This is a genomic window from Actinopolymorpha sp. NPDC004070, from assembly GCF_040610475.1.
GTDB lineage: Bacteria > Actinomycetota > Actinomycetes > Propionibacteriales > Actinopolymorphaceae > Actinopolymorpha.
Genome location: NZ_JBEXMJ010000001.1, coordinates 676,566 through 701,472, shown reverse-complemented (window position 1 = coordinate 701,472; position 24,907 = coordinate 676,566). Strand labels below are relative to the sequence as shown.

Sequence of the window (24,907 nt, the reverse complement as noted above, 5' to 3'; positions counted from 1 at the left end):
GAATCGGGGGCGCGCGCCGGCACTGTCCGCAGGGTCAGAGGGGCCGGACGGGGCCCCGACCGGTTCACGCCGGTGTCCGACCGGGTCGAACCGGGGTCGAACCAGAGTCGAAGAGGAGCAGCGATGGTCGATGGCGGCGGGTCCACTCCGGACGGTCGGCAGGTTCCGATTCCCCAGCGAGGCCTGGTGGAAACCGCCCGCAGACTCGTCGGCCAGGTGGCCTCGCGACTGCCCGGCCTGGACGCCGACCTCGGGCAGCGCAACGCCTGGGAGGCAGTGTGCGCCGACCTGCAGCGCCGCCAGCAGTGGAACGACGTCGTCGAACTCGCGGTGAACGCCGGGCGGCGACCGGCGCGGCGCCGGCACACGCCGCCCTCGCGCTCGGCTCCCCCGTCGGCAGGCGCCTCGACCTCCGCCCGGGCAGCCACCCGCGCGCCCGACCAGCCGTAGCCGGGTCAGCAGCCGTCCGGCGGCGGTTCGGCGGTGGTCCAGCGGCGGTCCAGCGGATACCGACAACCGTCGACCGGCATTGACCTGCCGGCAACCGGCCCGCAACACAGCCCGCGCATCCTCGTGGGGAGAACACCCCCGGATCCGCGCCCGGCGGCCCTCGGCCGACCGGAGCAGCGAGGAGCGAGCATGAGCAGCCGGGCCGCGTCCCCCGAGCCGGACTCCGCGTACCCGCAGCCCTGGCCGCCTCCCCTGGTCCGGGGAGCACGGTCGGTGGTGGGCCGGCTCGCCGCGCTGCTCGCGGCCGACGCAGACGTCGCCAGGCGTAACGCCTGGGAGTCGGTCTGCGCCGATCGGGAACGCCGTCGCCAGTGGGCAGAGGCAGGCTGAGGCCGGTCGGACCAGCCGGTCAGCTGGTCAGTCGTCGCCCTCGCCGTCACCGCCGCCGGGCGGGAGACCTTCCCAGATCTCCTTGCACTCCGGGCAGACGGGGAACCGCTCCGGGTCACGGCTGGGCACCCAGACCTTGCCGCACAGCGCGATCACGGGCGTACCCGTGACCATGGCCTCGACAAGCTTCTCCTTGGGTACGTAATGGGAGAACCGCTCGTGATCGCCGTCGTCGCCGTGGGAGGGCACCGTGCGGGTGTCCTCGACGGTCTGCGCACCGGGGCTCAGTTGCGTATTCACCCGGCGAAGTCTAGACGTTCCTCCGCCGCGGGCACACAGTCCGGCGGCCCGCTTCCGGTCGCTGCGGGTCCGGGCTGGGGCCGTACCAGGCCCGTACCGGGCCCCGGTACCTAGTTGAGGGAGGGATCCTCGGGGAACGTCGCCACCAGGGCGAGCTCGTCCGGCTGCCTGCGCAGCACCCGCCGCCACAGCCCTTCGGGGTCGGTGGTGAACGCGTCGCCGGGCTCGGCGTCGACCACGTACCACCCGCCCTCCTTGACCTCCGCCTCCAGCTGGCCGGGCGACCAGCCCGCGTAGCCGGCGAACATCCGCATGCTGCGCACCCCGCCGGCCAGCAGCTCCGGAGGTGTGTCCAGGTCGACCAGCCCGAGGTGCCCGTGCAGCCGGCGCCAGCCGAGGGGCTCGGCGTCCCCGTCGGCGGGCACCTCCGCCAGCGCCAGCGCGGAGTCGGTGGCCACCGGGCCGCCGTGGAACAGCACGTCCGGTGGGCAGACCAGGTCGTTCCACTGGGCGAGAACGGCCGTGACGGGCAGCTCACTGGGCCGGTTGACCAGCACCCCGAGGGCCCCGTCGTGGTCGTGGTCGAGGACCAGAACGACGCCACGGGCGAAGTTGGAGTCGGTCAGTGCGGGCGTCGCGACCAGCAGCTGCCCGGTGAAGTAGTCCCCGCTCATGTCCTCATGATCCCGCGTCCGGTGCCGTCGTACGAGCGTGTCCGCCGCCCCTCGTCCGCAGATCCTTCCCGGCGGGCCGTTCCTTCCCCGCGGAACGGCCCCCCTGGCGGCGGACCCGGCGAGCGGCGACGGCGAGGGCCAGGCCGAGCGTGACGCCGGCCAGGTCGGCGAGTACGTCGAACGGGTCCCCCTCGCGGTGCGGAAGCAGGGTCCCCTGGATGATCTCGCTGCTCGCCGCGTGCAGGGCGAGGATCCCGGCCAGCCAGCGCACCGGGACGCCCACCATCGCGCCGGTGAAGGCCACCGAGGCGAAGGTCGCGAAATGCGCCACCTTGTCTGCATAGCTGAACGTCAGGTCCGGGCCGGGCTCGTTGGGTGCGTACAGCCCGTACAGGTTGAGCACACACGCCAGCGCGAACGCCGCCCACCAGGCAGCGCCGGCCACCCCGGTGAGCCGGCGCATCAGCGGCCGGAGGCGGCCACCGCGTCGCGCACCGCGGCCGCGACCGCACCGTGCACGTCCGGATGGAAGACGCTCGGGATCACGTAGTTGGCGTTGAGCTGCTCCTCGGTCACGACGTTCGCGATCGCCTGCGCGGCGGCCAGCAGCATGCTCTCGTCGACATGGTGGCTCTGGGCGTCCAGCAGACCGCGGAAGACGCCGGGGAACGCCAGCACGTTGTTGATCTGGTTGGGGTAGTCGCTGCGGCCGGTGGCCACGACGCTGGCGTGCTCGCGCGCCTCCGCCGGGTCGACCTCGGGGTCGGGGTTGGCCAGCGCGAACACGATCGCGCCCTTGTTCATGGTCGCCACGTCGGCTCCGGCCAGGACGTTGGGTGCGGAGACGCCGACGAACACGTCGGCCCCGACGACCGCCCCGTGCAGGTCGCCCACGAAACGGGCGTGGTTGGTGTTCTCCGCGATCCAGCGCAGCTCCGGCGACAGTCCCTCCCGGCCGGCGTGGATCACCCCGTCGATGTCGGCCACCAGGACGTCCTTGGCGCCGGCGGCCAGCAGCAACCGCAGGATGGCGCTCCCGGCCGCACCCGCGCCCGACATCACGATCCGCACGTGGGCCATGTCCTTGCCGACGATCCGCAGGGCGTTGGTCAGCGCTGCCAGGACGACGATCGCGGTGCCGTGCTGGTCGTCGTGGAAGACCGGGATGTCGAGCAGGTCGCGCAGCCGGCGTTCGACCTCGAAGCAGCGCGGGGCGGAGATGTCCTCCAGGTTGATCCCGGCGAACCCGGGGGCGATGCTGCGGACGACCTCGACGATCGTGTCGACGTCCTGGGTGTCCAGGCACAGCGGCCACGCGTCGATTCCGGCGAACCGCTTGAACAGCGCCGCCTTGCCCTCCATCACCGGCAGCGCGGCGTGCGGGCCGATGTTGCCCAGGCCGAGCACCGCGGACCCGTCGCTCACCACGGCGACGGAGTTGCGCTTGATCGTCAGCCGGCGGGCGTCGTCGGGGTTGGCGGCGATCGCCATCGACACCCGGGCCACGCCGGGGGTGTAGATCATCGACAGGTCGTCGCGGTTGCGGATCGGGTGCTTTGCCTGCATCTCGATCTTGCCGCCGAGGTGCATCAGGAAGGTGCGGTCGGACACCTTGTGGATCGCGACGCCGGCGACCTGGCGCAGCACCTCGACCAGGCGGTCGGCGTGCGCGGTGTCGGTGGCCGCACAGGTGACGTCGATCCGCAGCCGCTCGTGCCCGGAGGCGGTGACGTCGAGGGCGGTGATGGTGCCGCCGGCGTGCTCGACGGCGGCGGTGAGCTCGCTCACCGCCCGTCCGCCGGCCGGCACCTCGAGGCGCACGGTGATGGAGTACGAAGCACTCGGCACCGAAGTCACGTCCGCTCCTCATGATCACGAATGCCCTCCGGACGTCCCTGTCCAGATATGGCCGATCGTATTACCTTAGGCCCGGATGGCGGCCGTGCCCACGGCGAGGGCGGTTCGGTTCAGGCGTCGCGTTTGTGGAAGAGCGCCGTCGCGGCGCCGAGCACGAGAGCGACCCAGGCGGTGAAGGTGAGGCTGCTGACCAGCCGGGTCGGCTGGTCGCCCAGCTGCGGGCCGCCACCACCGCCCACCTCGTTCGGGTTCATGGTCTGCGACATGGCGTTGCCGGCCGTGAAGGGGAGGTAGTTGACGTAATCCCGGAAGGACTCCAGCGCGGGGATCATGGTGAGCGCGCCGAGCAGCGGCTCCACCACCAGCGGGACGACGAAGATCAGCACCATCGCCGCCGGCAGGCTGCGCAGCAGGCCGCCCAGGCCGAGACCGAGCAGCCCCCACAGCACGACGAAGCCGAGGTAGCCACCCAGCGCCGGGCCGACAGGCGCGTCGAACAACGGCAGCGACTGGCCCGAGAGCACCCGGGCCACCGCCCAGTTCAGTCCCACGCTGACGAGGGCCACCACCAGCGACCAGCCGATCACCACGGCGGCCTTGGCGACCACGAGCGAGCCGCGCCGGGGCACCGCGGTGAGGGTGGGCAGGATCGTTCCGTGGCGGTACTCGTGGCCGAACGCGAAGACGCCGATGATCCCCATGAAGACCGCGGTGAACGGCAGCGGGCTGAACGCCGACCCACCGGTGAGGATCACCCCGGCCATCTGGTCGTTGATCGGGTTCTCCCGTCCGAAGTACGCGATCAGGCCGGCGACGGCGGCACTCAGCACCAGGGCCAGGGCGGTGAGCCAGTACGTGGAGCGGATGGTGCGGATCCGGATCCACTCGAACCGCAGGGCGTCGATCATCGAGACTCTCCCGAAGACGGGGTGGCGGACGGTGTGGAGGACGTGCTGGCGGACGAGGAACCGGTGTCGGCGGGCCGCCCGGCTCGAGCGGCGACCACGTCCTCGGCGGTCGCCTGGCCGAGCTGGGCGACGTACTCCTCCGAACCGCCGGTCGCCTCCAGGAAGGCCTCCTCCAGCGTCGCGGTCCGGGTGCTGAGCCCGTGCAGGACCACACCGGCGGAGAACGCGAGCTCGCCCACCCTGGCCTGGTCCAGGCCGTTGACCACCAGGCTGCCGTCGCTCTGCGGCTCGGTCCGAACCTGCTGCGCGCGCAGCGCCTCGGTGAGGCGGTCGACGTGAGGCGTGCGGACGAGCACGGCGGTGTGGGAGGCCTTGCGTACGAAGTCCTGGACCTCGCCGGAGGCGATCAGCCGGCCGCGGCCGATCACCACCAGCCGGTCGGCCATCAGCCCCATCTCGGCCAGCAGGTGGCTGGAGACGAACACCGTGCGCCCGGTGGAGGCGAAGGACTTCAGGAAGTTGCGCAGCCAGGTGATGCCCTGCGGGTCCAGGCCGTTGGCCGGCTCGTCGAGGATCAGCGTGTGCGGGTCGCCGAGCAGCGCGCAGGCCAGTCCCAGCCGTTGCCCCATGCCGAGCGAGAACGACTTCGGCTTGTGGCCCGCCACCTCGGTCAGCCCGACGTGGTCGAGGACGACGTCGACCCGCTGACGAGGAATGCCGTTGGCGGCCGCCAGCATCGTCAGGTGGTTGCGGGCGGTGCGGGTCGGGTGGAACGCCTTCGCCTCCAGCACCGCGCCGACGTGCCGCATCGGGTGGGTGAGGCGGGAGTACGGCTGTCCGTCGAAGCGGGTCTGTCCCCCGCCGTGGTCCAGGCCGAGCATCAGCCGCATGGTGGTCGACTTGCCCGCGCCGTTGGGGCCGAGGAAGCCGGTCACCACGCCGGGCTCGACGGTGAACGACAGGTCGTCCACCGCGCGTTTCCCGCCGTAGGTCTTGGTGAGGTTTCTCGCCTCGATTCGTCCCACGGATGCCTCCCGACACCTTGGTTCACACACGCCTGGCCTGCTGGCCGTCCCCAACCGTAGGCGGTGGGCGACCCGCGGGCGTGGCCCGCCGGGTGGAGTTTGGCTCCTACGGTGTCCGCCCTGAGGAGGAGGTGACCCTCCTCAGGCCCTCGCGTACCGGCGCTCAAAGGCATGGCGGTAGGCGGTGCCCGGCGCGTACGGTTGTCGGCATGGGCGTACCCGGGCGGCGATTTCTCCGCCCCGGCCGGCACCGCGGTGCCGTCGGGGTGGAGTGCCGGGCATGCCCGGGTGCCGCGTTTCGTCAGTGTCTCCTCCACGGTCCGGTCGGCTGACCGACCGTCGGCTGACCGCCTGACCTTCCGAACGCGAACCACCGGGCGCCGTCGGCGGCGTTCTCCTCGGTGGATCTCTCGCGGCCGGTCGGGGTGTGCAGGTCCCTTCACCCCGTTCCACCACCGCGAACGATCTTTCGAGGAGTACTTCCATGTCCGCTCTCTTGTCCGTCCTCTCGCCCGCCCAGCTGCGGGCCTGCCTTGCGATCCGTGATCTGTCCGACCCGGCGCAGGGCGCGCATGCCCTGCAGTTGGTGGTCGACGACCTGGCCGCCGCGCTGGGTTCTTCCTGGGGCGCCGAGGTCCGCGTCGTCCGGTCCTCTCCAGTCGTCTCCCTCGCCGACAACTACGACAATCTGGGGTACGCCGCCGACGCCGTGACCCGCGAGGAGCGCTACACCCGCTACGTCGACGCCGGGCACGTGCTGCGCAGCCACAGCAGCGCGATGATCCCGGGTGCGCTCCGCCGGCTGGCCGCCGAGGCCGAGGCCCGCGAGACCGGCGAGTCCGGCGGGCCGACGGTGGACGTGCTGCTGGTCTGCCCCGGCATGTGTTACCGGCGGGACAGCATCGACTGGCAGCACACGGGGACGCCGCACCAGGTCGACCTGTGGCGGGTACGCCGCGACCGGCCCTGCACCGAGGAGGACCTCGCCGAGATGATCGGCCGGGTGGTGGAGGCGGTGCTGCCGGGCAGCCGCTGGCGTACCGAACCGAAGGTGCACCCCTACACCGACCACGGGCGCCAGATCGACGTCTGCTGGCAGGGCCGCTGGGTGGAGATCGGCGAGTGCGGGCTGGCGGCGCCCGGTGTGCTGGCCGGCGCCGGGCTGCCCGTACCTCCCTGGACCGGCCTCGCGATGGGGCTCGGGCTGGACCGGCTGCTGATGCTCGGTAAGGGCGTGCCGGACATCCGGCTGCTGCGCTCGGCCGACCCCAGGGTGGCCGCGCAGATGCAGGATCGTACGGCGTACCGGCCGGTCTCCCACCAGCCTCCGGTACGCCGCGACCTGTCCGTGGTGGTGGACGCGGACGTGGACACCTCGGCCGAACTGCTCGGCGACCGGGTGCGCGCCGCCCTCGGTGCGGACGCCGACGTCGTGGAGACCGTCGAGGTGCTGGCCGAGACGGCGTACGACGACCTGCCGGCGCCTGCGCGGGCCCGGCTGGGTATCGCCCCGGGCCAGCGGAACGTGCTGGTCCGGATGGTGGTGCGGGCGCTGGACCGCACGCTCACCGACGCCGACGCCAACCGGCTGCGGGACCAGGTCTACGCAGAACTGCACCAGGGCGCGGCCTCGCAGTGGGCGGCCGGCGCCGCGCGCTGACGACCGACGCCCGAGTCAGCCGTCGATGGTGGCCGGGCCGTGGGCGCGGGCGGCGGTTTCGCCGTCGGTCCGCGTCCCGGCCCCCTCGCCTCGGCCATCCCCGCCGTCTTCGCCGTCGGTCTCGTCACCACCGGCCGCGCCGCGCAGCAGCCCGGCCGCGACGAAGATCAGCACCACGAAGCCGAGCGGGATGATCAGCGCCCACGCGAGGCCGGTCCGGTGGGCGACGGCTCCGATCGCGACCGGGCCGAGCACCGCGCCGAGATAGCCCGCCGACACCACGGGGCCGAGGACCGACACGCGGTTCTTCGTGCCGGTGTTGCCGGCGGCGCTGAACACGACCGGCACCGCCGGCCCGATCCCGAACCCGGCGACGGCGAAGCCCACCAGCGCCACCAACGGCCCGGGCGCGAGCAGGAAGATGACGTACCCCAGCGCACCCAGCGCGGCGCCGGCACGCGCCACCACCACCGGGCCGTACTTCGCGCCCACCCGGTCCGCGACCAGCCGGGACGCCGTCATCGCACCGGAGAACACCGACAGCCCGAGTGCGGCCAGCCCCACGGAGGCGCCGAGGCTCTCGTTCAGGTAGACCGCACTCCAGTCGGCGATCGCCCCCTCGCCGAGGAACGCACCGAACCCCATCGCGGCCATCATCACCACCACGACGACGCGTACCGGCGGCCGGCGCCCGCCCGGCACCTCCACGTGGTGGCCGGTGACCGCCGCCTCCTGGTCCGGGCGCAGCAGGCGGGTGAGGAACGGCGCGCTGGCCACCGCGCACACGATCCCGGCCACGATGAAGTGCACGCGGACGTCCACGCCCTCCCGGGCGACCAGCGCCGCGATCGCCGAACCCACCATCGAGCCGAGGCTCCACAGGCCGTGGAAGCCGGACATGATCGGCCGGCCGTACAGCCGCTCGACCGCCACGGCGTGCGCGTTCATCGCGACGTCCAGCATCCCGCCGATCAGGCCGAGCACGGCCAGCGCGGCGGTCAGCGTCACCAGGTCGGTGGCGAACGCCGGGCCGACCAGCGCAACGGCCTGCACCGGGACGAGGATGCGCATCGCCAGGCCGGTGCGCCCGGCCCGCTCCATCCGTCCGGTCAGCCTAGTGCCGGCCAGGAGCCCGACCGCGAGGCCGCCGAGTGCGATGCCGAGGGCGCCGTTGTCGAGGTCGAGAGCCTGCTTGATGGACGGGATCCGAGGTGCCCAGGTCGCGAAGACGGCCGCGTGGACGAGGAACGTCACGGCCACCGCGAGGCGGGCCCGGCGTACCTCCGGCGGCGGGGCGGGTGCGCGCGTCACCCGTCGACCCTACGGGGTGGCTCCCCCTCGCTACTTGAGCAGGCGAACCGACCAGGGATAGCGCCAGCGGTTGCCGCACAGCGACGACATCCCCGCGATGCCCGACAGCAGCATCCAGGCCAGGATCAGCGGTGCGTAGGCCACCGCGGCGATTCCGAACGTGATGCCGCTCAGGATCCCCGAGCACGATGCACGCGCCGAGGAAGCTGAGCTGGAAGTTGGTCGCCTCGACGGCCTGCTCGCGTACGAACGCCGACCGCTGGCCGGCCGTCGCCGCGATGATGAGCGGCACGACGAACAGCGTGGGTACGCCGGACCAGTGGGCGAGCAGGGCAAGGGAGCGGTCCGACCCGCTCGGCACTGCACCCGGGCGACCGGTCGGCACGCGCGGAACGGTGCCCGCGGTGCTCGACGTGCCCGAGGTGCCGGTGGCCGGCAGTGGGAGCCCGCGCAGGGCGTGGGCGAGTTCGGCGCGGTCGACCGCGGCCAGCGCGCCGCCTACCCGCAGGTCGAGTTCGGTGTGGTCGATCCGGCCCTCGGCGTAGGCCGCCTGCAGCATCTCCACCGCCCGCTCGCGTTCGGCGTCACCGACCCGCAGCGATCCGGCCGGCGAGGTCTGCTGCGGCGAGCCGTACCGCGAGGTGCCGTACTGCGAAGAACCGTGCTGCGAGGAGAAGCCAGTACCAGCGTTCATGGGGTCGATGATTGCCCGCCGCGCGGCACCGTCCATCGGGGGAAGTCCCTGACCGCTCCCCCAACCGACCCTGGCTACGCGGGCGGACGCGAGTGCGGCGCCGACGTGACCTCGCCGTCGTGGCCGAGCGCGATCCGGACCAGGTTGCGCAGGGACTCGGTGTCGGGCGTGAGGTAGCCGCTGTGGCCGCGGGCGCCGGCGGTGGCGAAGACCTTGGCGCCGAACGCGGGAGCCACCGGGCTCGGGCCGTGGCCGTAGTCGCCGACGCGTACGAACGGGACGTACCTGATCGGGTCACCGGCGGCGAGTCCGGCCCAGACCCGGGCGGTGCGCGACAGCCCGGACGCGGTGCGGTGCCGCACCCCGGGGCTGCCGAACACCGCGATGTCGTCGACCTGACGGGGCAGGTGGCTGAGGCCGCAGACCACCGAGCCGTAGCTGTGGCAGAAGAGCGCGATCGGGGCAGAGGTGTACGCCGACAGGCCGGCGAGGAACCGCTGCAGCCGGGCCGCACCCACCCGGGCCAGGCTGCCCTGCATCGCGGCCGCACCGGCGTCGACGGGGGTGGCGTAGCCGGCCCAGGCGATCACCGCCAACCGGGTGCCGGGGTGCTGGCGTTCGGCTTCCGCGCGCATGGCCCGGGCGCCGGCGGCGATTCCGCCGGGCTCGTCCAGGTGGTAGAGGTCCGCGCCCGCGCCGGGCACCAGCACGGCCACCCGGTCAGCGGTCGCCAGGTCGCCGAACACCTCGACGGCGAGGCCGCGTTCGCGGGGGTCGAGCGCGAGAATCTGCCGGTCGCGCAGGTCGAGCACGCCGCGCCAGACACCCGACCTGGCCACCTCGTGCCGGTTCGCGGCGTACCGCAGGGCAGGTGGTGCGCCGTCCATGTTGCCGACCACCGCGGGATAGCGCGTGGCCAGCCCCTTCTGCTCGGCGGCGGGCAACCCGGCGAAGTACTCCGCGACCGAGGCCGGCGAAGCACCGGTGAGACTGGGTAGAGGACGTCCGTCGAAGGAGGCCTGCTGCCAGGCCGCCGTGCCCGGAAGGTCGGGCCGGACACTCGTCGCACCGGCCGGGGCGATGGCGGGCCCGGCGCCGGTCAGCGCCGTCAGCGCTGCCAGGGTGGCGAGCACGATCCGCCGGGATCGAACCATCCGTTCGTCGTTCCTTCCATTCCGACGTCATCGACGTGCCAGCCGGCGAGTATGACCTCACAGATGCGGAACGGAGCGAACGGTGGCACACCTCGCCCCCGTCTGCCGCGTCAGCCGCGACGCCTCCCCAGACTAGGCGAGCCGGCTGGGCGAGCCTGCCCGGGTACCGCGGCTCGTCCCGTACTGGCCGTCTCATGCCCACCGAAGGTGCACGTCATCCCGGATGTTCCTACTGTCCGTCGTGTCCGGACCCGGCCTGGGCGGCACCGACGGTGACCAGGCCGCTCTCGTACGCGAAGATCACCGCCTGGGCCCGGTCGCGCAGGTCGAGCTTGGTGAAGATGCGGCCGATGTGGGTCTTCACGGTCTGTTCGGCCACCACCAGCCGGGCGGCGATCTCCGCGTTGGCCAGGCCACGTGCGATCAGCGTGAGCACCTCCTGCTCGCGCATGGTGAGGGCGTGCAGGCGAGGCGAGCGGGCGCGGACCACCGGGCGGGTGCGGGCGAACTCCTCGATCAGCCGCCGGGTCACCGACGGTGCGAGCAGCGCGTCGCCCGCGGCGACCACGCGTACGGCCGCGATCAGGTCGGCCGGCGGCGCGTCCTTGAGCAGGAACCCGCTCGCCCCGGCGCGTAGTGCGTCGTAGACGTAGTCGTCGATGTCGAATGTGGTCAGCATCAGCACCTTCGGCCGGTGCTCCACCCCGCGAGGCGGGTCGAGCAGCTGCCGGGCCGCCTCCAGCCCGTCCAGCTCCGGCATCCGGACGTCCATCAGGACCACGTCCGGCCGAAGGCGACGGCCGGCTTCGACCCCGGCCCGGCCGTCGGCGGCGTCACCGACCACCTCGATGTCGGGTTGGGCGGCGAGCAGGGCGGCGAAACCGGCCCGCACCATCGCCTGGTCGTCGACCACCAGGACCCGGATCGTCATCGCTCCTCTCCCTGGCCGGGCCCCGATGGCACCGCTGGTCCGGACGCCACCAGCGGACGGCCGGCGCCGAGGGGAAGGCTCGCCCGGACCACGAACCCGCCGTCGGGTGCCGGACCGGCCGCGAGCTCACCGCCGGCCAGCCCGACCCGCTCGCGCATGCCGAGCAGGCCGTGCCCGGCGCGGGCGGTCTCGGCCAGCGCCTCGACCGGCGCCTCGACCGGCGGGCTGCCCGGGCGGCCCGGCCCTCCGGCGGCGTTGGCCACCCGGACCACGAGGTCGGAGCCCACGATGTCGACCGACACCCTGGTGGACGCTCCGCTCGCGTGCCGGACGACGTTGCTGAGCGCCTCCTGCACGATGCGGTAGGCGGTCAGTGCGAGGACGTCGGGCACCTGCTCGGGTATGGCGGTCATCGACAGGCGTACCGGCGTGCCCGCGCGCCGGGTCGACTCCACCAGCGACGGTATCCGGGCGAGCCCCGGCTGCGGGGTGCGCGGGGAACTGGGGGAACGCGTGGACCTCGTGGAACCCGTGGCGTCGCGGGTGTCCGCCGGGCTCGGTGCACCCTCGGCTGTCCCGCTCTCGGCTGGCGCGGTCTCGGCAGCGCTGTCCTCGGCGGGCCGGTCCTCCCGCAGCACCCGGAGCAGCCGGCGCATCTCCGTCAGGGACTCCCGCGCGGCCGCCGCGATCGAGCCGAACTCCTCCTTCGCCGCCGGCGGCAGGCCGGAAAGGCGGTATTCGGCGGTGGAGGCCTGCACCACGATCACCGACATGTGGTGAGCCACGATGTCGTGCATCTCCCGGGCGATGCGGGCGCGCTCCTCCAGCAGCGTCCGCCGGGCGCGCTCCTCGGCGGACAGGCGTTCCTCGGCGAGGAGCCGGGACCGCATCCGGGTCCTGATCCGCAGCCCGACACCGGCGACCAGCGCGAGCGCCGAGGTCAGCACGAACAAGGTCACGTCCGGGCCGGTGGCCAGCACATCGTCGCCCGTCTGTGCCATCACGACGAAGGCCGCGCAGGCCAGTGCCCAGGCCGCGGCCGCGACGTAGAGCGGTCGCCGCCAGGCCAGCAGGATCTGGATGACGAGGTAGGCGATCAGGGCCGGCGGCAGCAGCGGCCACGGCTCGGACGGGTCGACGGGGGTGACCAGGAGGGGCGCGACGACCAGCGTCGGCGCGTAGACACACCAGGCGACCAGCGGCCGGCGTACCGCGATCAGCAGCGGGACCACCTGCCACAGCGCGATCAGCACGCCGACCGCGCCTGGCGCGCCGACCCGGTAGTTGGTGCTGGTGAACACCGCTCCGGAAGCCCCCAGCACCGCCGCGAGCGTGAAGGCACCCAACGTCGGAGCGACCCGGGCCACGACCGACCGGCCGGCGCCCTCGTGGGCGTCGGCGCGCGGGTCCGTGGGAGTGGTCATCGCCGCTCACTTTAGATTCCCCGACCGACATCGCGGATCACACCACGGTGTGACCTGCCGACCGTCCCTCCCCCGCTGGTGCCACCGCGCGGACCGGTCTCCCGTACGACGCGACGACGGCGACCTCCGACCTAGCTTCTCGCCGTCGGCGCCCGAAGGCGGCGCCGCCGAAGCGACGGGAGATATCATGCGAACCACGTCCGACACGCTCGTGACCGAGTCCTTCGTGTCCGCCCTGTACGAGAGATACGCCGAGGGCCTGCGGAGGGTGCGCCAGGAACAGCGGGAGCTGTACGACCGGCACCGGCGCGCCGGAGGCCGGGCCCAGCTGGACGACCTCGAGGCCGAGATCAGCTACCTGCTGGTGCGCCACACCAGGCCGGCCGCCCTGGTCGAGATCGGCTGCCTGCACGGCTGGTCGACGAGCTGGTTGCTGCGGGCGCTGCGGGACAACCGGGAGGGGACGTTGTACTCCTTCGACCGGACCGGAGCGGCCCGCCGGTGGGTTCCTCCGGAGCTGTCGGAGGGCCGCTGGCTGTTCACCGAGGGCGACGTCCGCGAGCGGGTGGCCGAGCTCCCGGACGACATCGGGTACCTCTTCCTGGACGCCGCACACTCGGCGCGCTTCGCCCGGTGGTACCTCCGTACTCTGCTGCCGCGGCTCGCTCCGGGCACCGTCGTGAGCGTGCACGACGTCCATCACCGGGCCAGGCCACTGCCGGGTACGGAGGGCGCCGAGCTGCTGCGGTGGTTGTGCACGGCCGGGATCACGTCGTTCACCGTCGCCGCCGCGAAGGCGCCCGACGTCAACGCCCGGTTGCGCCGGCTGCGCGTGGAGCTGGGGCTGGCCGAGCCGGTCCACTCCGGAGCCGACGACCCGATGGTCTTCTTCACCACCCCGCACCCCGCAGGCCACTCCGGCCCCTCCCTGGCGGAACCGGCCGCGGCCCCGGGTCGCGTCGGCCACGCGGAACCGCGATGATGCGGAGGACGCCGGTTCGTGGCGTCGGTCAGGCGCCGGTCGGGCGCCGGCACCGGCTTCGGGGAGGTCTGCATGCGGGTACTCGTCATCGGCGGTTCCGGTCTGGTGGGCGGGCTGGTCCTGCCCCGGCTGGCCGAGGAGCACGACCTGCGCGTGTTCGACCTGAAGCCGCCGCGCTCCGACGTCGACGTCGAGTACGTCCCGGGTGACCTGCGGGACGTGACGGCGGTGACCCGCGCCGTCGACGGCGTGGACGCGGTGATCTTCATGGCGATGGGGCCGATGGCCGACTGGGGCAGCCTGGACAACGCCCGCATGCACCTGGAGGTCGCGGTGCCCGGCCTGCACGTCGCGCTGCGGGCCGCGCACGAGGCCGGTGTCACGCACGCGGTCTACACCAGCAGCATGTCGGTGTACGCCGAGCCGGCCGTGGACGACCCGAGGGGCGGGGACGACTCGCCGAACGACACCTCGATCAGCGCCGGCGTCCCCGGCCGCGACCGCTATCCCGACGAGTCCACCCCGCCGGACGGGACCGACTTCTACGGCCTGGCCAAGCGGCTCGGCGAGGAGGTCTGCCGCAACGCCGCGGAGGTGTACGGCATGAGTGTCGTGGCGCTGCGGCTGTGCCACCCGGTAGCCGACGCCGACTTCCCGCGTACGGACCACCCACGGGCCAGGCTGATCTGCACCTCCGCGCGCGACGTCGCCCGGGCGCTGCTGGCGGCCCTGGACCGGCGTGGCCACGGGTTCGAGCCGTTCGCGATCAGCGGCGACGCCGCCGAGCGGCTGGTCCCGATGGCCAGGGCGCGGGAGGTGCTGGGCTGGACGCCGCTGGACAACACCGACCGGCCCGACCCGCGGTAGTCCGCCTCACAGTTCCCGGAGGGCCGGCAGCAGCTCCTTGTTGGCCCAGGCGACGAACTCCTCCTGGTGGTCGCCGCCGATCTGCACCAGCGCCACGTGCGTGTAGCCCGCGTCGACGTACTCCTTGATCGCCTCCACGTGGGTGGCGACGTCCGGGCCGCAGGGGATCTGCTCGGCCACGTCGTCGGGTGTGACGAACTGCGACGCCGCAGCGAACGCCGACGGGCCGGGCAGTTCGGCGTTGACCTTCCACCCGCCTGCGAACCACCGGAACTGCTCGTGGGCGCGCTGCTTGGCGGCCTCGGTGTCGGTGTCGTAACACACCGGGATCTGGCCGATGCGCGGCTTGCCGGTGCCGCCGAACTCGTCGAACATCTCGCCGAGCTCCGGCTTGGGCTCGGTGGCGATCAGCGCGTCGCCGTAGTGGGCGGCGAGCCGCACCGACTGCGGCCCGGACGCCGCCACCCCGATCTTCGGCGGCGTCGGCGGAAGGTCCCAGAGCTTGGCGGACTCGACCTTGAAGTGCTCGCCGTCGTAGCGCAGGTAGCCGCCGTCCCACAGCTCACGGATGATCTCGATCGCCTCGGTCAGCATCTCGTGGCGTAGGTCGACCGGAGGCCAGCCACCGCCCACGACGTGCTCGTTGAGGTTCTCCCCCGCGCCGAGCCCGAGGGTGAACCGCCCCTCGCTGAGCAGCGCGACCGTGGCCGCCTTCTGCGCGACGACCGCCGGGTGGTAGCGCCTGATGGGGCAGGTGACGTACGTCATCAGCGGGATCCGCGAGGTGGCCTGGGCGACCGCGCCCAGCACCGACCAGGCGTACGCCGAGTGCCCCTGCGCGTCCAGCCAGGGGAAATAGTGGTCGCTCATCACCGCGAAGTCGAAGCCGGCCTCCTCGGCCAGGCATGCGTCGCGTACGAGCTGGGTCGGGCCGGCCTGTTCGCACATCAGCGTGTAACCGAACTCCACCATGGTCACTCCTCGTCGGTTCGGGGCGGGTGCACCGGGTCCTCGCGCCTGTGGGACCTACTTCCCGGGACGCGCCGCCGAACACGCACCGACGGCACCTGGCCACCGAAGCGACTGTCGCCGGCTGCCGCCCATGCACACAGTCACGCCGGGCCTCTGCCCCGCGCACGTACGCCCCGATCCGCCACCGCGCCCCTGCGAACGTTCGCCCGGGCTGGTAGGAAGGGCGGCAATGAAGGTAATACCGGTAAGACCACGGCCGATCCACCCACACGGCTCGCAACCCGGCCACGCCGGCTAGCCGGCCCGACGACGCGAACCGAACCACCAACAGAATCACACCGGCGCCCTCAGGCGCCCTCGCACCATCCCTGACCGGTCGCTTCGACAGCGCGCCCGTCGACCGACGTCGACCGCGGCGCCCGGCGACCCCACCGGTACACGACGACACCGGTACACGATCTCCGCGGGGGGCGGTTTTCGAGCTCCGGCGGCGCTGCCGCCTGCTCTCTACAGCTAGGAAACACCCGCATGCCCGATGTCCGCACCACTGTCCGTCGCATGACCGCCACCGCCCTGCTGATCTTCTGTGCCGCCGCGGCGCTGACCATGTCCAGGTGGCTGCACCACGGCCTGGCAAGCGTGTACGGGTTCGCCGTCTTCACCATCCTCGGCACCAAACTGCTGCTGTCCCTGCTTCCGGCCAGGCGGTGGCCGAAGCCGAACCCGCGCCGCCGGATCGGTGCGATCGTCACGATCTACAACGAGGACCCGGACCTGCTGCGCTCGTGCCTGGACTCGCTGCTGTCCCAGTCGTACCCCCTGCGCCGGATCGTGGTCGTCGACGACGCCTCCCAGGACCCGGCCGCGTTCGAGGTGGCCAGGCAGTACGCCGCGGTCCACGACCGGATCAGCGTGTTCCGCCAGCCGGAGAACCTCGGCAAGCGGCACGGGCTCGCGGTCGGCTTCCGCGCGATGGCCGGGGACGTGGACATCTTCGTGTGCGTCGACTCCGACTCGGTGCTGGAGCCCACCGCGGTGCACGAGGGCCTGCGGCCGTTCGGGCGCCGGCGGATCACCGCCACCACCGGGCTGGTCCTGCCCCTCAACCACGACCACAACGTGCTGACCCGGATGCAGGACGTGAGGTACGCGAACGCCTTCCTCGGCGAGCGGGCGGCGTACTCACGGCTCGGGTCGGTGCTGTGCGTGTGCGGGATCCTCGCCTTCTACCGGGCAGACGTCGTACTCCGGCACCTCGACGACTTCCTCACCCAGGAGTTCCTCGGCAAGCCCGCGATCACCGGCGACGACCGGCGGATGACGAACTACTGCCTGAGCGAGGGCCGGGTGGTGTTCGTCGAGTCGGCGATCGCGCACACCGCCGTACCCGAGCGCTTCAACCACTTCGTCCGCCAGCAGGCCCGGTGGGGCAGGTCCTTCTTCCGGGAGTCCCTGTGGGTCCTCGGCAACCTGTCCCCCACCAGGCCGGCGTGGTGGCTCACCCTGCTCGAGCTCGCGCAGTGGGCGGTCTTCTCCTCGATCCTGCTGTACGTGCTGGTGGTGCACACGTTGCTGACCGGCGAGGTCCTCGTCCTGCACTACCTGTGGTTCGTGGGGCTGATGTCGCTGGCGCGGTCCGTTCGCTACTTCGACGTACGCCGGGAGGGCCAGAGTGTCTGGTCGCGGTTCCTGACGTTCGCGACGTCACCGTTGTACGGCTACGTGAACCTGCTGGTGATGCTGCCGCTGCGGTTCTGGTCGCTGATCACCCTGCGCTCCACGGGATGGGGCACCCGGTCGCGGGTCGAGGTGGCCCTGCGCCCGAAGCCCGAGCCCGCGCTTCGGCAGCCCGAGCACCGGCAGCCGGTGAGCGAGCAGCCGGTGACCGAGCAGCCGCTGACCGAGCAGCCGGCGCGGGAACGGGAACGCGAGTACGTGGGTGCCGCCTGACCTCCGCTGCGTCCCGCTCCCGGTCACTGAGCCAGGTCTGCCCGACCGGCGGTTTCGCCGGCACCGTGAGGACCCTTGCCGGGTCCGGTCGCGGCGGGCGTGTCGTCGGCGGCTGCTGGTAGGAAGGTCCGGTGAAGGCGATCCTGGTGCTCTTCGACACGCTCAACCGCCGCTTCCTGCCGCCCTACGGCAACGACTGGGTGCACGCACCCAACTTCTCCCGGCTGGCACGGCGGTCCGCGACGTTCGACCGGTGCTACGGCGGCAGCATGCCGTGCATCCCGGCCCGCCGTGAGCTGCACACCGGCCGGTACAACTTCCTGCACCGCGACTGGGGTCCGCTGGAGCCGTTCGACGACTCGATGCCGCAACTGCTGAGCGAGCACGGCGTCTACACCCACCTGGCCAGCGACCACCAGCACTACTGGGAGGACGGCGGGGCGACCTACCACGGCCGCTACGACTCCTGGGAGTTCTTCCGCGGACAGGAGGGCGACGCGTGGAAGGGGCAGGTCGCCGACCCGCACGTGCCCGACAGCCCCAAGATCAACCGCGGCGCGACCTGGCGACAGGACTGGATCAACCGCGAGCACCTGCGCCAGGAGGAGGACCACCCCCAAAGCCGCACCTTCGACGCGGGCATCGAGTTCCTCGACACCAACCACGCGCAGGACAACTGGTTCCTGCACCTGGAGACGTTCGACCCGCACGAGCCGTTCTACACGTACAAGCAGTACAAGGATCTCTACCCGCACGCCTACGCCGGTCCGCACCACGACTGGCCCGACTACAAGCGGGTGACCGAGCGGCCCGAGGTTGTCGAGCACGTGCGGTTCGAGTACGCCGCCCTGCTCAGCATGTGCGACCACTCGCTGGGCCGGGTGCTGGACGCGATGGACGCCCACGACCTGTGGTCGGACACCATGCTGATCGTGGCCACCGACCACGGGTTCCTGCTCGGCGAGCACGGCTGGTGGGGCAAGAACGCCCAGCCGTGGTACGACGAGAACATCCACAACCCCTTGTTCGTATGGGATCCGCGCGCTCCGCACGCCGCCGGGCAACGCCGCTCGAGCCTGGTGCAGACGATCGACATCGCGCCCACGCTGATGGACCACTTCGGGGTGGAGCGCCCGCCGGACATGCACGGCGTACCACTCGGCGCGACGGTGGCCGACGACACGCCCGTACGCGAGGTGGGGTTGTTCGGCAGCTTCGGCGGCCACGTCAACATCACCGACGGGCGCCACGTCTACATGCGTGCGTGTGCCGAGCCGGACAACGCACCGTTGTACGCCTACACGCTGATGCCCACGCACATGCGCGAACGCTTCCGCGTGGACGAGTTACGTGACGCCCAGCTCGCTCCGCCGTTCGGGTTCACCAAGGGCTGCCCGGTGCTCCGCGTGCCCGGCGAACCCCTGGCCAACACCTATCTCCACGGCTCGATGCTGTTCGACCTCGACAACGACCCGCACCAGGACGACCCGCTGGTCGACGACGAGGTGGAGACCCGCCTGGCCGGGCTGATGGTGGAGCTGATGCGGGCCGAGGAGGCGCCGGCGGAACAGTTCACCCGGCTGGGCCTGCCCGAAACCGGCGACGTCGGGCCGGAGCACCTGTTGCTGCGCCGTCAGCGCGAGCAGGTTCGGAAGGCGACCACGCCGCTGCCGGACCCGGAGGAGTTCCCCGCCGGGCCGCAGTCGCTCACCACTCCGGTGGCCGAACTACTGGCCGACCCCGGCGCGGTGGCCTCGATGGAGTCGGCGGTGCCCGGCCTGCTGGACAACCCGCGGGTCGCCACCCTCGGCCACCTCTCGCTGCGCGAGCTCGCCGCGGTGGCGCCCGGTGTGCTCGACGGTGAACGCCTGCGGCGGCTGGCGAGCGCGCTGGCGGCGAGCTGAGTCCGCGGCCGCGGCCCCCGGCCGGCTGAGGGTCAGCGCACCGCGAGTGCGACCACCTGGGTGACCTGGCTCGGGTTGAAGTTGTCGTCGGACACGAACACCAGCGTCCGTTCGCCGGTCGCCAGTCTCGGCCCCCAGGCCATGCCCTCCAGGTTGTCCACGTGCGGGAGCCCCGCGCCGGCGAAGTCCGCGAAGTCGACCACGAGGCGCTTGCGCACCGGTCGGTAACCGCCGTCGGCGAGGCTCGCCCGACGGAGGACGTTCGTCGCGCCGCGGTCGTCGATCTCGTACAGCCGGATGCTGTTGCCGACGCCGGAGGCGAAGGAGCGTTCGAGGACGAGGTAGCGGTGGCGGTCGACGGCCAGCAGTTCGCTGACGCCGTTGTCGGCCGACGCGGTGGGCGGGTTCGGCGCCACCGGGATCGGGTCGAGCGGGTACGCCACCTGCCGGAAGGCCCGGCCGGTGCGCTTGTCGTACCACGTGAGGCGGGTGAGCGCGCCGCGGTCGACGGTCGGCGACGGACCGTCCTGGTAGAGCGGTCCCTCCATCGACGTCACCAGCCGGCGCCCGTCGGTGGTGAGGGTCATCCCCTCGAAGGTCGCGTTCGCCCGCGGCCCCACCTCGTCTGCGTGCATCGCCAGGTCTGCCGGGCCGGCGAACTGGCGTACGTACTTCCCGGCCGACGTCGCCTGGCGTACCCACGGATCGATCAGTGCGGGCGCCGACCCGTCGGTGGGCACCACCCGCTTGCCCTCGCTGGTCCAGTACAGGCTGTCGTCGCGGGGGTCCACGCGGATGGACTCGGGGTCGGCCACCTCCGGGTCCGCACTGGCGAACGGCGGGAAGGTGGAGCCGTCGGTGCGTTCGAGGGCGGTGGCGCCGGTGAACCGGATCTCCCCCACGCCTGCTTCGGACACCTCGAACCGGGCGGTGAACATGCGCACCGGGCCGTCCTCGGAGTCGTCGGACAGCAGGTACCACCGACCGGTGCGCGGGTCGCGGTCGAGGCCGGAGAGTTCACCGACGGACAGGCCGCCGACGACGAGTCCCTTCGGCACGGTTCGCACCCCGAGCAGGCGCGGCGTGCCCAGTCCCGGGTCGTGGCGTCCGGCAGCCGCGGCCGGCGGCGGTGCGGCGTTCGGAGCGGCGTCCGGTGCGGTCGCGGGAGCCGCGGCGGCGGAGCCGGTGGCCAGCGCGACGCCGAGCAGCGGCGTGACCAATGCGGCCGACAGGACGAGTGCGGTGGACCTACCCATGCGCCCCATACAACTCGATCACCCCCGGGTCCGACCATTGGCGACACAGGCGGACGGCGGAAGTTGGCCAGGAGTTCGCCGTCGGCACGCGTGCACACGACCGGGAGTCGCTCACTTCACCCGACCAGGATGAGCCGCGGACAGATCGCGGGAGACATCGTTCACCTGTACGCCCGACCGGCGTGCGCGAAGCCGAAGGCCGTCCAGGCGTGCCGCGGCACAGCCGGACCCGACCCAAGGGGTGGAGATGTCAGGCGAATCCCCAGAGACCCCCCAGCGCCCGCAGCGCGGGGCCACGGCACAGGGCGCGCAGATTCCCGAACAGGCGCCGCAAGGAACCCGAGCCGAGGACATGCCCACCAGGGAGGCCCCGATGGGTGGTGAGGCGCCGGCCATGGAGGTGGCGGAGTCGGTCAGCAAGCTGTGGTGGCTCTACCTCGCCGCCGGCGTCGTGTGGACGTTGTACGGCATGCTCATCCTGAGCCTGCGCCCGGCCGCGCTGGTGTCGCTGGCCATCCTGGCCGGCATCGCGTTCATCCTCGGCGGCATCTCGCAGTTCATGCAGGCGTCACGTGCGGACAGCTGGCGCTGGCTGTGGATAGTGGGCGGCATTCTCGGCATCGCGGCCGGAATCGTCGCGTTCGTGTGGCCGGGGCCGACGTTGTTCGTGCTCTCGGTCTTCGTGGCGTGGTACCTCGTGATAAGCGGGATCTTCACCATCGTTGCCAGCCTGGCCTCGGTCCGGCGGAACCTGTGGTGGGTGGGCCTCATCATCGGCGCGCTGGAGATCGTGCTGGGCATGTGGGCGATCAGCTCGCCCGGTCGCGAGGTGCTGCTGCTGGTCAACCTGATCGGGATCGGCATGATCCTGTACGGCGTGACCGAGATCTTCGCGGCGTTCAGCGTCCGCAAGCTCCCCGAACTCGTCGGCGAGGCTCAGGCCACCCGCGGCCGGGGACGCATTCCCGGGCAGGGCCGGTCGGCGCCTGCCTGAGCCTGGCTGGCCTGATCCCGGCCGAACGAGGAGCCTGGTCCCGCACTGGACGTCAGTGCAGGACCAGGCTCTTCACGCCGACGATGGCCAGGCCCAGCACGAGGTTGACGCACGCCGACAGCACGACCACCGAGCGGCCCGCACCGGCCTGGGCGGTGGCGACCACTGCCCAGAGCACTCCGCCGGCAACGGCGACCACGAGTGCCAGCCAGCTCACGACGTTGGCCGGCCAGCCCAGCAGGGCACCGGCGAAGGCCGGTACCGAGGGTGGGAACGCTGCGAGTACGGCGATGCCGAGGTCCAGCGGGGCGAGCGGGTGGTCACCCCCGCCTGCGCCGGCCACCACCGAACCGGCGAGCAGGGAGCCGTACACGGTGTAGTCGGCACGCGGCGTACGAGCGGGTTCTTCAGCCGCCGGCCGCGTCGCCGCGGTCGGACCGGTCGCGGTCGGCCGGCCGGTCGGGCGCCGCACCGCGGACCTGGAACGCCGCCACGATGGTCAGCACGCCGAGGACGGTCGCGTAGCCGCCGAGGACCTCGGCGACCACGGTGAGGGACGCCTCGGGGTACGACAGGACCGCGATGCTCGCCCCGATCGCCAGCAGCCCGCCCAGCATGGCCGGACCGCGCCCGGGGCGGGCCCTGCCCACGAACTCCGACAGGGCGGCGATCACCCCCGCCACCAGCCAGAACAGCCCGGCCATCAGCCCGAGCACGGCCACGGTGCCGCCGATTCCACGGACCAGCAGGACGCCCACGACCAGGGCCTCGATGCCGAGCAGCGCCACCAGGACGCGGCGGCCGCCGTCCACGTCGGGCGCCGCCATCGCGCGCAGCAGGTGGCACAGGCCGTACAGCAGGATCTGGGCGCCGAGCAGGACGCCGATCGTCCTCGTGGTGGGGCTCGGCCAGGCGGTCGTGCTCAGGTGGGGCCAGGCGACGACCGCGGCGCCGAGCAGGAGGCTCGCACACCCGAGAAACAGGATCGCGCCCCAGCTGTCCCCCAGGGCGAGCAGGACGGTGGCCACGCCACGGCTGGCTTTGCGGCTGGTCCTACGGCTGGTCCTGGGCCCGGTTGCCCTCCGCGGGGCGGGTACCTCCGGCGCCGGGGCGGGTGCCTCCGGCGGTTCCAAAGCCTGCGGAGGTTCCAAGGTCTGCGGGGGTTCCGGAGTCGGCAGCGGTTGCGGCAGGGCTTCCGGAGCCGGCGGTGAGCCGTTGGGGGCGGAGCCGGCGGCGCTCGGGTCGGACGGCATCACTGCGCTCCCCTCGGCCGGGCCCTGCCGGACCGGTCACTGGTCCCCGCATCAGCAGGCTGACCAGTGAGGTCCGCTCCGACACCACCCGCCGGGGATGAACCCGCTCCGTCCGGGTCGTGCCCTACCGGGCCGCTGACGGGACCTCCGCCCCTGTCCCGGTCGTACACGGGCGGGATCCCATGGTCGAAGGCGCCGAGGCACGAGGCTGTGCCGGGGGCGTACGGGAGTGACGTGCGGGAGGTGCATGGTGACGACGCGCGTGCTCGTGGCGTACGCGACCAGGAACCGCGCGACCGGACATCCGGTCTGGCTGTTCGGCAGTGGCCCGCTGGACCGGTCGGCGGAGGAACACGAGATCCCGCCGGTGGACACGGCCCGCGACGCGGCGGAGAAGGTGCACGCGCGTGGCCACCGGACCTTCGGCGGACGGTTACGCGAGGACGCGCGCGGCTTCTTCGGGCTGGCCCGGCGGATGGGGCGCCGGGGGACGGCCGACTACCGCGACGAGCAGGCGATTGACTCCTGGGCACACGAACCTGCCCGCGAGCTCGGCGCAGATGGGTCACCGACCGGCCGGCCGCCGTCCGGCGGTCCTTCGTCCTGACCGGCTCCGGGACTGGGGGTACGCAGCATGGCTGTGGTCCTGATGGCGTACGCGAGCAGGAACGGCTCGACCCGCGGCATCGCCGAGCGCATCGCGGCAAGTCTGGACGAGTACGGCAACCAGGTCGAGGTGCACCAGGTGGGCCGGGCGCCGGATGCCGACGGGTACGACGCGGCCGTGCTCGGGTGCGGGTTGTACGGCGGTGCCTGGCCGACCGAGGCCCAGGCGTACGTACGACGTAACCAGTCCGCGCTGGTGCTCCGGCCGGTGTGGTTGTTCAGCGTGGGTCTCGGCCCGGCCGCGGCAGAACAGGGCTTCCGGTTCGCCGGCATGCTCGCGGGTGAGGCGCCCAAGGTGGTCGGGCAGTTCAGGGATGCGATCGACCTGCGCGACCACCACGTCTTCGCCGGTGCGATCGAACCGGCGCACCTGTCGCGGGCCGGCCGGCTGCTTTACCGGGGGATCCGCGGAAAGTACGGCGACTTCCGCAACTGGAAGGACGTCGACGCCTGGTCGGACACCATCGCCCGCCAGCTCGCCAACGACTAGTGCACCTCACCTCGCCGGCATAGCGGCCCTCCGGCGCACCCGTCGAAGCCGGCGTATGTACGGGCTGACCGACACTCCGGCGACCACGTGCGCTGCCGGCCCCGCCTGCCCCGAAGCTTCCTGACCGTCAGGCGCCCTCCGGCTCCGGGCCTGGGTCTCAGGAGACCGGGCCCGGAGATCAGCCGGCCGCGCCCGCTCGCGTCCGGCTTCGCGCGGTTTGCTCGGCGAGGCGGGCGAGGTTGAGCAGTTCGGCCCGCATCATCACCAGGTCACCCCAGGAGAGCAGTGTCTGGCGTAGCCGTGCGGCGGGGTGGCGCGCTTCCGGAAGGACGAGCTTGACCAACAGCCGGGACACGTCCTGCCCCGGCGGTGCGTGCGGATCGTGCCTCACCGCGTACGTACCCGCCAGTTCACCGAACAGACGCCGGCCCGACCGGTCGGTCAACACCAACGTGATGTCGCGGTCGTAGGTGAAGTCGGCCAGCGTGAAGATCCGCGCGAACGACTGGCCGATCTCGAGGTGCTCCAGGCCCGGAGTGAGCTCACGCGGGCTGCGTCGCCCGCCGTTGTCCACCAGGTCGTAGCTGTACGGCGCAACTCTCAGTTGACACAACCAACGGAAGACCGTGGGTACGTCGGCGCGCACCGTCACCGCCCGGAACAACGACGTCGTACGACCGGTGAAGTATCCGTCACACGGGTACTCGACGGCCACCTCCTCGGGCCGGGCGCCCCACACCTGCGGCAACCTCATGTCATCTCCCCGAACATCCGAAAACCGTTTTGGAGAGCGTA

The 24,907-nt window shown here is 72.3% G+C and carries 25 protein-coding genes and 1 pseudogene; 10 read left to right on the top strand and 16 right to left on the bottom strand.

The window, feature by feature from the left end; all coding sequences use genetic code 11:
* Nucleotides 1-123: 123 nt before the first annotated feature.
* Together ABZV93_RS03190 and ABZV93_RS03185 are read left to right on the top strand one after the other, a co-directional pair.
* A complete protein-coding gene (locus tag ABZV93_RS03190) occupies nucleotides 124-450 on the top strand; it encodes a hypothetical protein (RefSeq protein WP_354929452.1) in 327 nt (108 codons plus the stop codon).
* Between the two features lie 189 nt (nucleotides 451-639).
* On the top strand, nucleotides 640-840 hold the full coding sequence (locus ABZV93_RS03185) for a hypothetical protein (RefSeq protein WP_354929449.1): 201 nt from the start codon (nucleotides 640-642) through the stop codon (nucleotides 838-840).
* 27 nt (nucleotides 841-867) lie between these two features.
* Here ABZV93_RS03185 and ABZV93_RS03180 read toward each other — a convergent pair whose 3' ends face one another.
* From ABZV93_RS03180 to ABZV93_RS03155, 6 genes are all read right to left on the bottom strand, one after another.
* Entirely contained in the window at nucleotides 868-1,140 is a 273-nt protein-coding gene (locus ABZV93_RS03180; protein WP_354929446.1) for a DUF3039 domain-containing protein, read from the bottom strand.
* A 110-nt stretch (nucleotides 1,141-1,250) separates the two neighbouring features.
* A complete protein-coding gene (locus ABZV93_RS03175) occupies nucleotides 1,251-1,814 on the bottom strand; it encodes a YqgE/AlgH family protein (protein ID WP_354929443.1) in 564 nt (187 codons plus the stop codon).
* Nucleotides 1,815-1,818: 4 nt separating this feature from the next.
* Entirely contained in the window at nucleotides 1,819-2,277 is a 459-nt protein-coding gene (locus tag ABZV93_RS03170) for a VanZ family protein (protein WP_354929440.1), read from the bottom strand.
* Entirely contained in the window at nucleotides 2,277-3,671 is a 1,395-nt protein-coding gene (locus ABZV93_RS03165; RefSeq protein WP_354929437.1) for an NAD-dependent malic enzyme, read from the bottom strand. The genes ABZV93_RS03170 and ABZV93_RS03165 overlap by 1 nt, the downstream gene beginning before the upstream one ends.
* 110 nt (nucleotides 3,672-3,781) lie before the next feature.
* A complete protein-coding gene (locus ABZV93_RS03160) occupies nucleotides 3,782-4,579 on the bottom strand; it encodes an ABC transporter permease (protein WP_354929434.1) in 798 nt (265 codons plus the stop codon).
* Nucleotides 4,576-5,604 (bottom strand): ATP-binding cassette domain-containing protein, encoded by a 1,029-nt coding sequence (locus ABZV93_RS03155; RefSeq protein ID WP_354929431.1) that lies wholly within the window; start codon nucleotides 5,602-5,604, stop codon nucleotides 4,576-4,578. Before ABZV93_RS03155 ends, ABZV93_RS03160 begins: the two co-directional genes overlap by 4 nt.
* Nucleotides 5,605-6,088: 484 nt before the next feature.
* On the opposite strand from ABZV93_RS03155, the gene ABZV93_RS03150 reads away from it, so the two are divergent.
* Complete coding sequence (locus ABZV93_RS03150; protein WP_354929428.1) at nucleotides 6,089-7,264, top strand: hypothetical protein; 1,176 nt, start codon at nucleotides 6,089-6,091, stop codon at nucleotides 7,262-7,264.
* Nucleotides 7,265-7,279: 15 nt separating this feature from the next.
* Here the strand turns inward: ABZV93_RS03150 and ABZV93_RS03145 are convergent, their stop codons facing one another.
* From ABZV93_RS03145 to ABZV93_RS03125, 5 genes and pseudogenes are all read right to left on the bottom strand, one after another.
* Nucleotides 7,280-8,575 carry an MFS transporter gene (locus tag ABZV93_RS03145; protein WP_354929425.1) on the bottom strand — a complete coding sequence of 432 codons (1,296 nt, stop codon included), beginning with the start codon at nucleotides 8,573-8,575 and terminating at the stop codon, nucleotides 7,280-7,282.
* 241 nt (nucleotides 8,576-8,816) lie between these two features.
* Nucleotides 8,817-9,134: pseudogene (locus ABZV93_RS03140) on the bottom strand (DUF1707 domain-containing protein); the annotation flags it as partial.
* A gap of 209 nt (nucleotides 9,135-9,343) precedes the next feature.
* Nucleotides 9,344-10,423: an alpha/beta hydrolase gene (locus ABZV93_RS03135; protein ID WP_354929422.1), complete on the bottom strand. Its 1,080-nt coding sequence runs from the start codon at nucleotides 10,421-10,423 to the stop codon at nucleotides 9,344-9,346.
* A gap of 229 nt (nucleotides 10,424-10,652) precedes the next feature.
* Nucleotides 10,653-11,354, bottom strand: a complete 702-nt coding sequence (locus tag ABZV93_RS03130) for a response regulator transcription factor (RefSeq protein WP_354929419.1) — start codon at nucleotides 11,352-11,354, stop codon at nucleotides 10,653-10,655.
* The gene (locus ABZV93_RS03125) at nucleotides 11,351-12,778 is read right to left on the bottom strand and encodes a histidine kinase (protein ID WP_354929416.1); all 1,428 of its coding nucleotides are present in this window, start codon (nucleotides 12,776-12,778) and stop codon (nucleotides 11,351-11,353) included. Before ABZV93_RS03125 ends, ABZV93_RS03130 begins: the two co-directional genes overlap by 4 nt.
* A 187-nt stretch (nucleotides 12,779-12,965) precedes the next feature.
* On the opposite strand from ABZV93_RS03125, the gene ABZV93_RS03120 reads away from it, so the two are divergent.
* Together ABZV93_RS03120 and ABZV93_RS03115 are read left to right on the top strand one after the other, a co-directional pair.
* Nucleotides 12,966-13,760 carry a class I SAM-dependent methyltransferase gene (locus tag ABZV93_RS03120; protein WP_354929413.1) on the top strand — a complete coding sequence of 265 codons (795 nt, stop codon included), beginning with the start codon at nucleotides 12,966-12,968 and terminating at the stop codon, nucleotides 13,758-13,760.
* Nucleotides 13,761-13,778: 18 nt separating this feature from the next.
* A complete protein-coding gene (locus tag ABZV93_RS03115; RefSeq protein WP_354929410.1) occupies nucleotides 13,779-14,627 on the top strand; it encodes an NAD(P)-dependent oxidoreductase in 849 nt (282 codons plus the stop codon).
* Nucleotides 14,628-14,633: 6 nt separating this feature from the next.
* Here the strand turns inward: ABZV93_RS03115 and ABZV93_RS03110 are convergent, their stop codons facing one another.
* On the bottom strand, nucleotides 14,634-15,599 hold the full coding sequence (locus ABZV93_RS03110) for an LLM class F420-dependent oxidoreductase (RefSeq protein ID WP_354929407.1): 966 nt from the start codon (nucleotides 15,597-15,599) through the stop codon (nucleotides 14,634-14,636).
* 558 nt (nucleotides 15,600-16,157) lie between these two features.
* Between ABZV93_RS03110 and ABZV93_RS03105 the strand changes: the two genes are divergently transcribed.
* Together ABZV93_RS03105 and ABZV93_RS03100 are read left to right on the top strand one after the other, a co-directional pair.
* Nucleotides 16,158-17,549, top strand: coding sequence for a glycosyltransferase (locus ABZV93_RS03105; RefSeq protein WP_354929404.1), 1,392 nt, complete (start codon nucleotides 16,158-16,160; stop codon nucleotides 17,547-17,549).
* A gap of 131 nt (nucleotides 17,550-17,680) precedes the next feature.
* Nucleotides 17,681-19,453, top strand: a complete 1,773-nt coding sequence (locus ABZV93_RS03100) for a sulfatase (protein ID WP_354929401.1) — start codon at nucleotides 17,681-17,683, stop codon at nucleotides 19,451-19,453.
* A gap of 32 nt (nucleotides 19,454-19,485) precedes the next feature.
* On the opposite strand, the gene ABZV93_RS03095 is transcribed toward ABZV93_RS03100, so the two are convergent.
* Nucleotides 19,486-20,709, bottom strand: coding sequence for an esterase-like activity of phytase family protein (locus tag ABZV93_RS03095; protein ID WP_354929398.1), 1,224 nt, complete (start codon nucleotides 20,707-20,709; stop codon nucleotides 19,486-19,488).
* Between the two features lie 352 nt (nucleotides 20,710-21,061).
* Here ABZV93_RS03095 and ABZV93_RS03090 point away from each other — a divergent pair, with 352 nt between their 5' ends.
* On the top strand, nucleotides 21,062-21,703 hold the full coding sequence (locus ABZV93_RS03090; protein ID WP_354929395.1) for an HdeD family acid-resistance protein: 642 nt from the start codon (nucleotides 21,062-21,064) through the stop codon (nucleotides 21,701-21,703).
* A gap of 52 nt (nucleotides 21,704-21,755) precedes the next feature.
* Here the strand turns inward: ABZV93_RS03090 and ABZV93_RS03085 are convergent, their stop codons facing one another.
* Entirely contained in the window at nucleotides 21,756-22,076 is a 321-nt protein-coding gene (locus ABZV93_RS03085; RefSeq protein WP_354929392.1) for a hypothetical protein, read from the bottom strand.
* Between the two features lie 34 nt (nucleotides 22,077-22,110).
* Nucleotides 22,111-22,731, bottom strand: a complete 621-nt coding sequence (locus ABZV93_RS03080) for a DUF308 domain-containing protein (RefSeq protein WP_354929389.1) — start codon at nucleotides 22,729-22,731, stop codon at nucleotides 22,111-22,113.
* A 472-nt stretch (nucleotides 22,732-23,203) separates the two neighbouring features.
* Here ABZV93_RS03080 and ABZV93_RS03075 point away from each other — a divergent pair, with 472 nt between their 5' ends.
* Nucleotides 23,204-23,563 carry a hypothetical protein gene (locus ABZV93_RS03075; protein WP_354929386.1) on the top strand — a complete coding sequence of 120 codons (360 nt, stop codon included), beginning with the start codon at nucleotides 23,204-23,206 and terminating at the stop codon, nucleotides 23,561-23,563.
* A 27-nt stretch (nucleotides 23,564-23,590) separates the two neighbouring features.
* Nucleotides 23,591-24,112, top strand: coding sequence for a flavodoxin domain-containing protein (locus ABZV93_RS03070; RefSeq protein WP_354929383.1), 522 nt, complete (start codon nucleotides 23,591-23,593; stop codon nucleotides 24,110-24,112).
* A 178-nt stretch (nucleotides 24,113-24,290) separates the two neighbouring features.
* On the opposite strand, the gene ABZV93_RS03065 is transcribed toward ABZV93_RS03070, so the two are convergent.
* Nucleotides 24,291-24,866 (bottom strand): hypothetical protein, encoded by a 576-nt coding sequence (locus tag ABZV93_RS03065; protein WP_354929380.1) that lies wholly within the window; start codon nucleotides 24,864-24,866, stop codon nucleotides 24,291-24,293.
* Nucleotides 24,867-24,907: the final 41 nt, after the last annotated feature.

Coding starts and splice junctions, on each gene's coding strand:
- ABZV93_RS03190 (WP_354929452.1), top strand. CDS start 124: ATGGTCGATGGCGGCGGGTCCACTCCGGACGGTCGGCAGGTTCCGATT.
- ABZV93_RS03185 (WP_354929449.1), top strand. CDS start 640: ATGAGCAGCCGGGCCGCGTCCCCCGAGCCGGACTCCGCGTACCCGCAG.
- ABZV93_RS03175 (WP_354929443.1), bottom strand. CDS start 1,814: ATGAGCGGGGACTACTTCACCGGGCAGCTGCTGGTCGCGACGCCCGCA.
- ABZV93_RS03170 (WP_354929440.1), bottom strand. CDS start 2,277: ATGCGCCGGCTCACCGGGGTGGCCGGCGCTGCCTGGTGGGCGGCGTTC.
- ABZV93_RS03160 (WP_354929434.1), bottom strand. CDS start 4,579: ATGATCGACGCCCTGCGGTTCGAGTGGATCCGGATCCGCACCATCCGC.
- ABZV93_RS03150 (WP_354929428.1), top strand. CDS start 6,089: ATGTCCGCTCTCTTGTCCGTCCTCTCGCCCGCCCAGCTGCGGGCCTGC.
- ABZV93_RS03135 (WP_354929422.1), bottom strand. CDS start 10,423: ATGGTTCGATCCCGGCGGATCGTGCTCGCCACCCTGGCAGCGCTGACG.
- ABZV93_RS03130 (WP_354929419.1), bottom strand. CDS start 11,354: ATGACGATCCGGGTCCTGGTGGTCGACGACCAGGCGATGGTGCGGGCC.
- ABZV93_RS03125 (WP_354929416.1), bottom strand. CDS start 12,778: ATGACCACTCCCACGGACCCGCGCGCCGACGCCCACGAGGGCGCCGGC.
- ABZV93_RS03120 (WP_354929413.1), top strand. CDS start 12,966: ATGCGAACCACGTCCGACACGCTCGTGACCGAGTCCTTCGTGTCCGCC.
- ABZV93_RS03110 (WP_354929407.1), bottom strand. CDS start 15,599: ATGGTGGAGTTCGGTTACACGCTGATGTGCGAACAGGCCGGCCCGACC.
- ABZV93_RS03105 (WP_354929404.1), top strand. CDS start 16,158: ATGACCGCCACCGCCCTGCTGATCTTCTGTGCCGCCGCGGCGCTGACC.
- ABZV93_RS03095 (WP_354929398.1), bottom strand. CDS start 20,709: ATGGGTAGGTCCACCGCACTCGTCCTGTCGGCCGCATTGGTCACGCCG.
- ABZV93_RS03090 (WP_354929395.1), top strand. CDS start 21,062: ATGCCCACCAGGGAGGCCCCGATGGGTGGTGAGGCGCCGGCCATGGAG.
- ABZV93_RS03075 (WP_354929386.1), top strand. CDS start 23,204: ATGGTGACGACGCGCGTGCTCGTGGCGTACGCGACCAGGAACCGCGCG.
- ABZV93_RS03070 (WP_354929383.1), top strand. CDS start 23,591: ATGGCTGTGGTCCTGATGGCGTACGCGAGCAGGAACGGCTCGACCCGC.
- ABZV93_RS03065 (WP_354929380.1), bottom strand. CDS start 24,866: ATGAGGTTGCCGCAGGTGTGGGGCGCCCGGCCCGAGGAGGTGGCCGTC.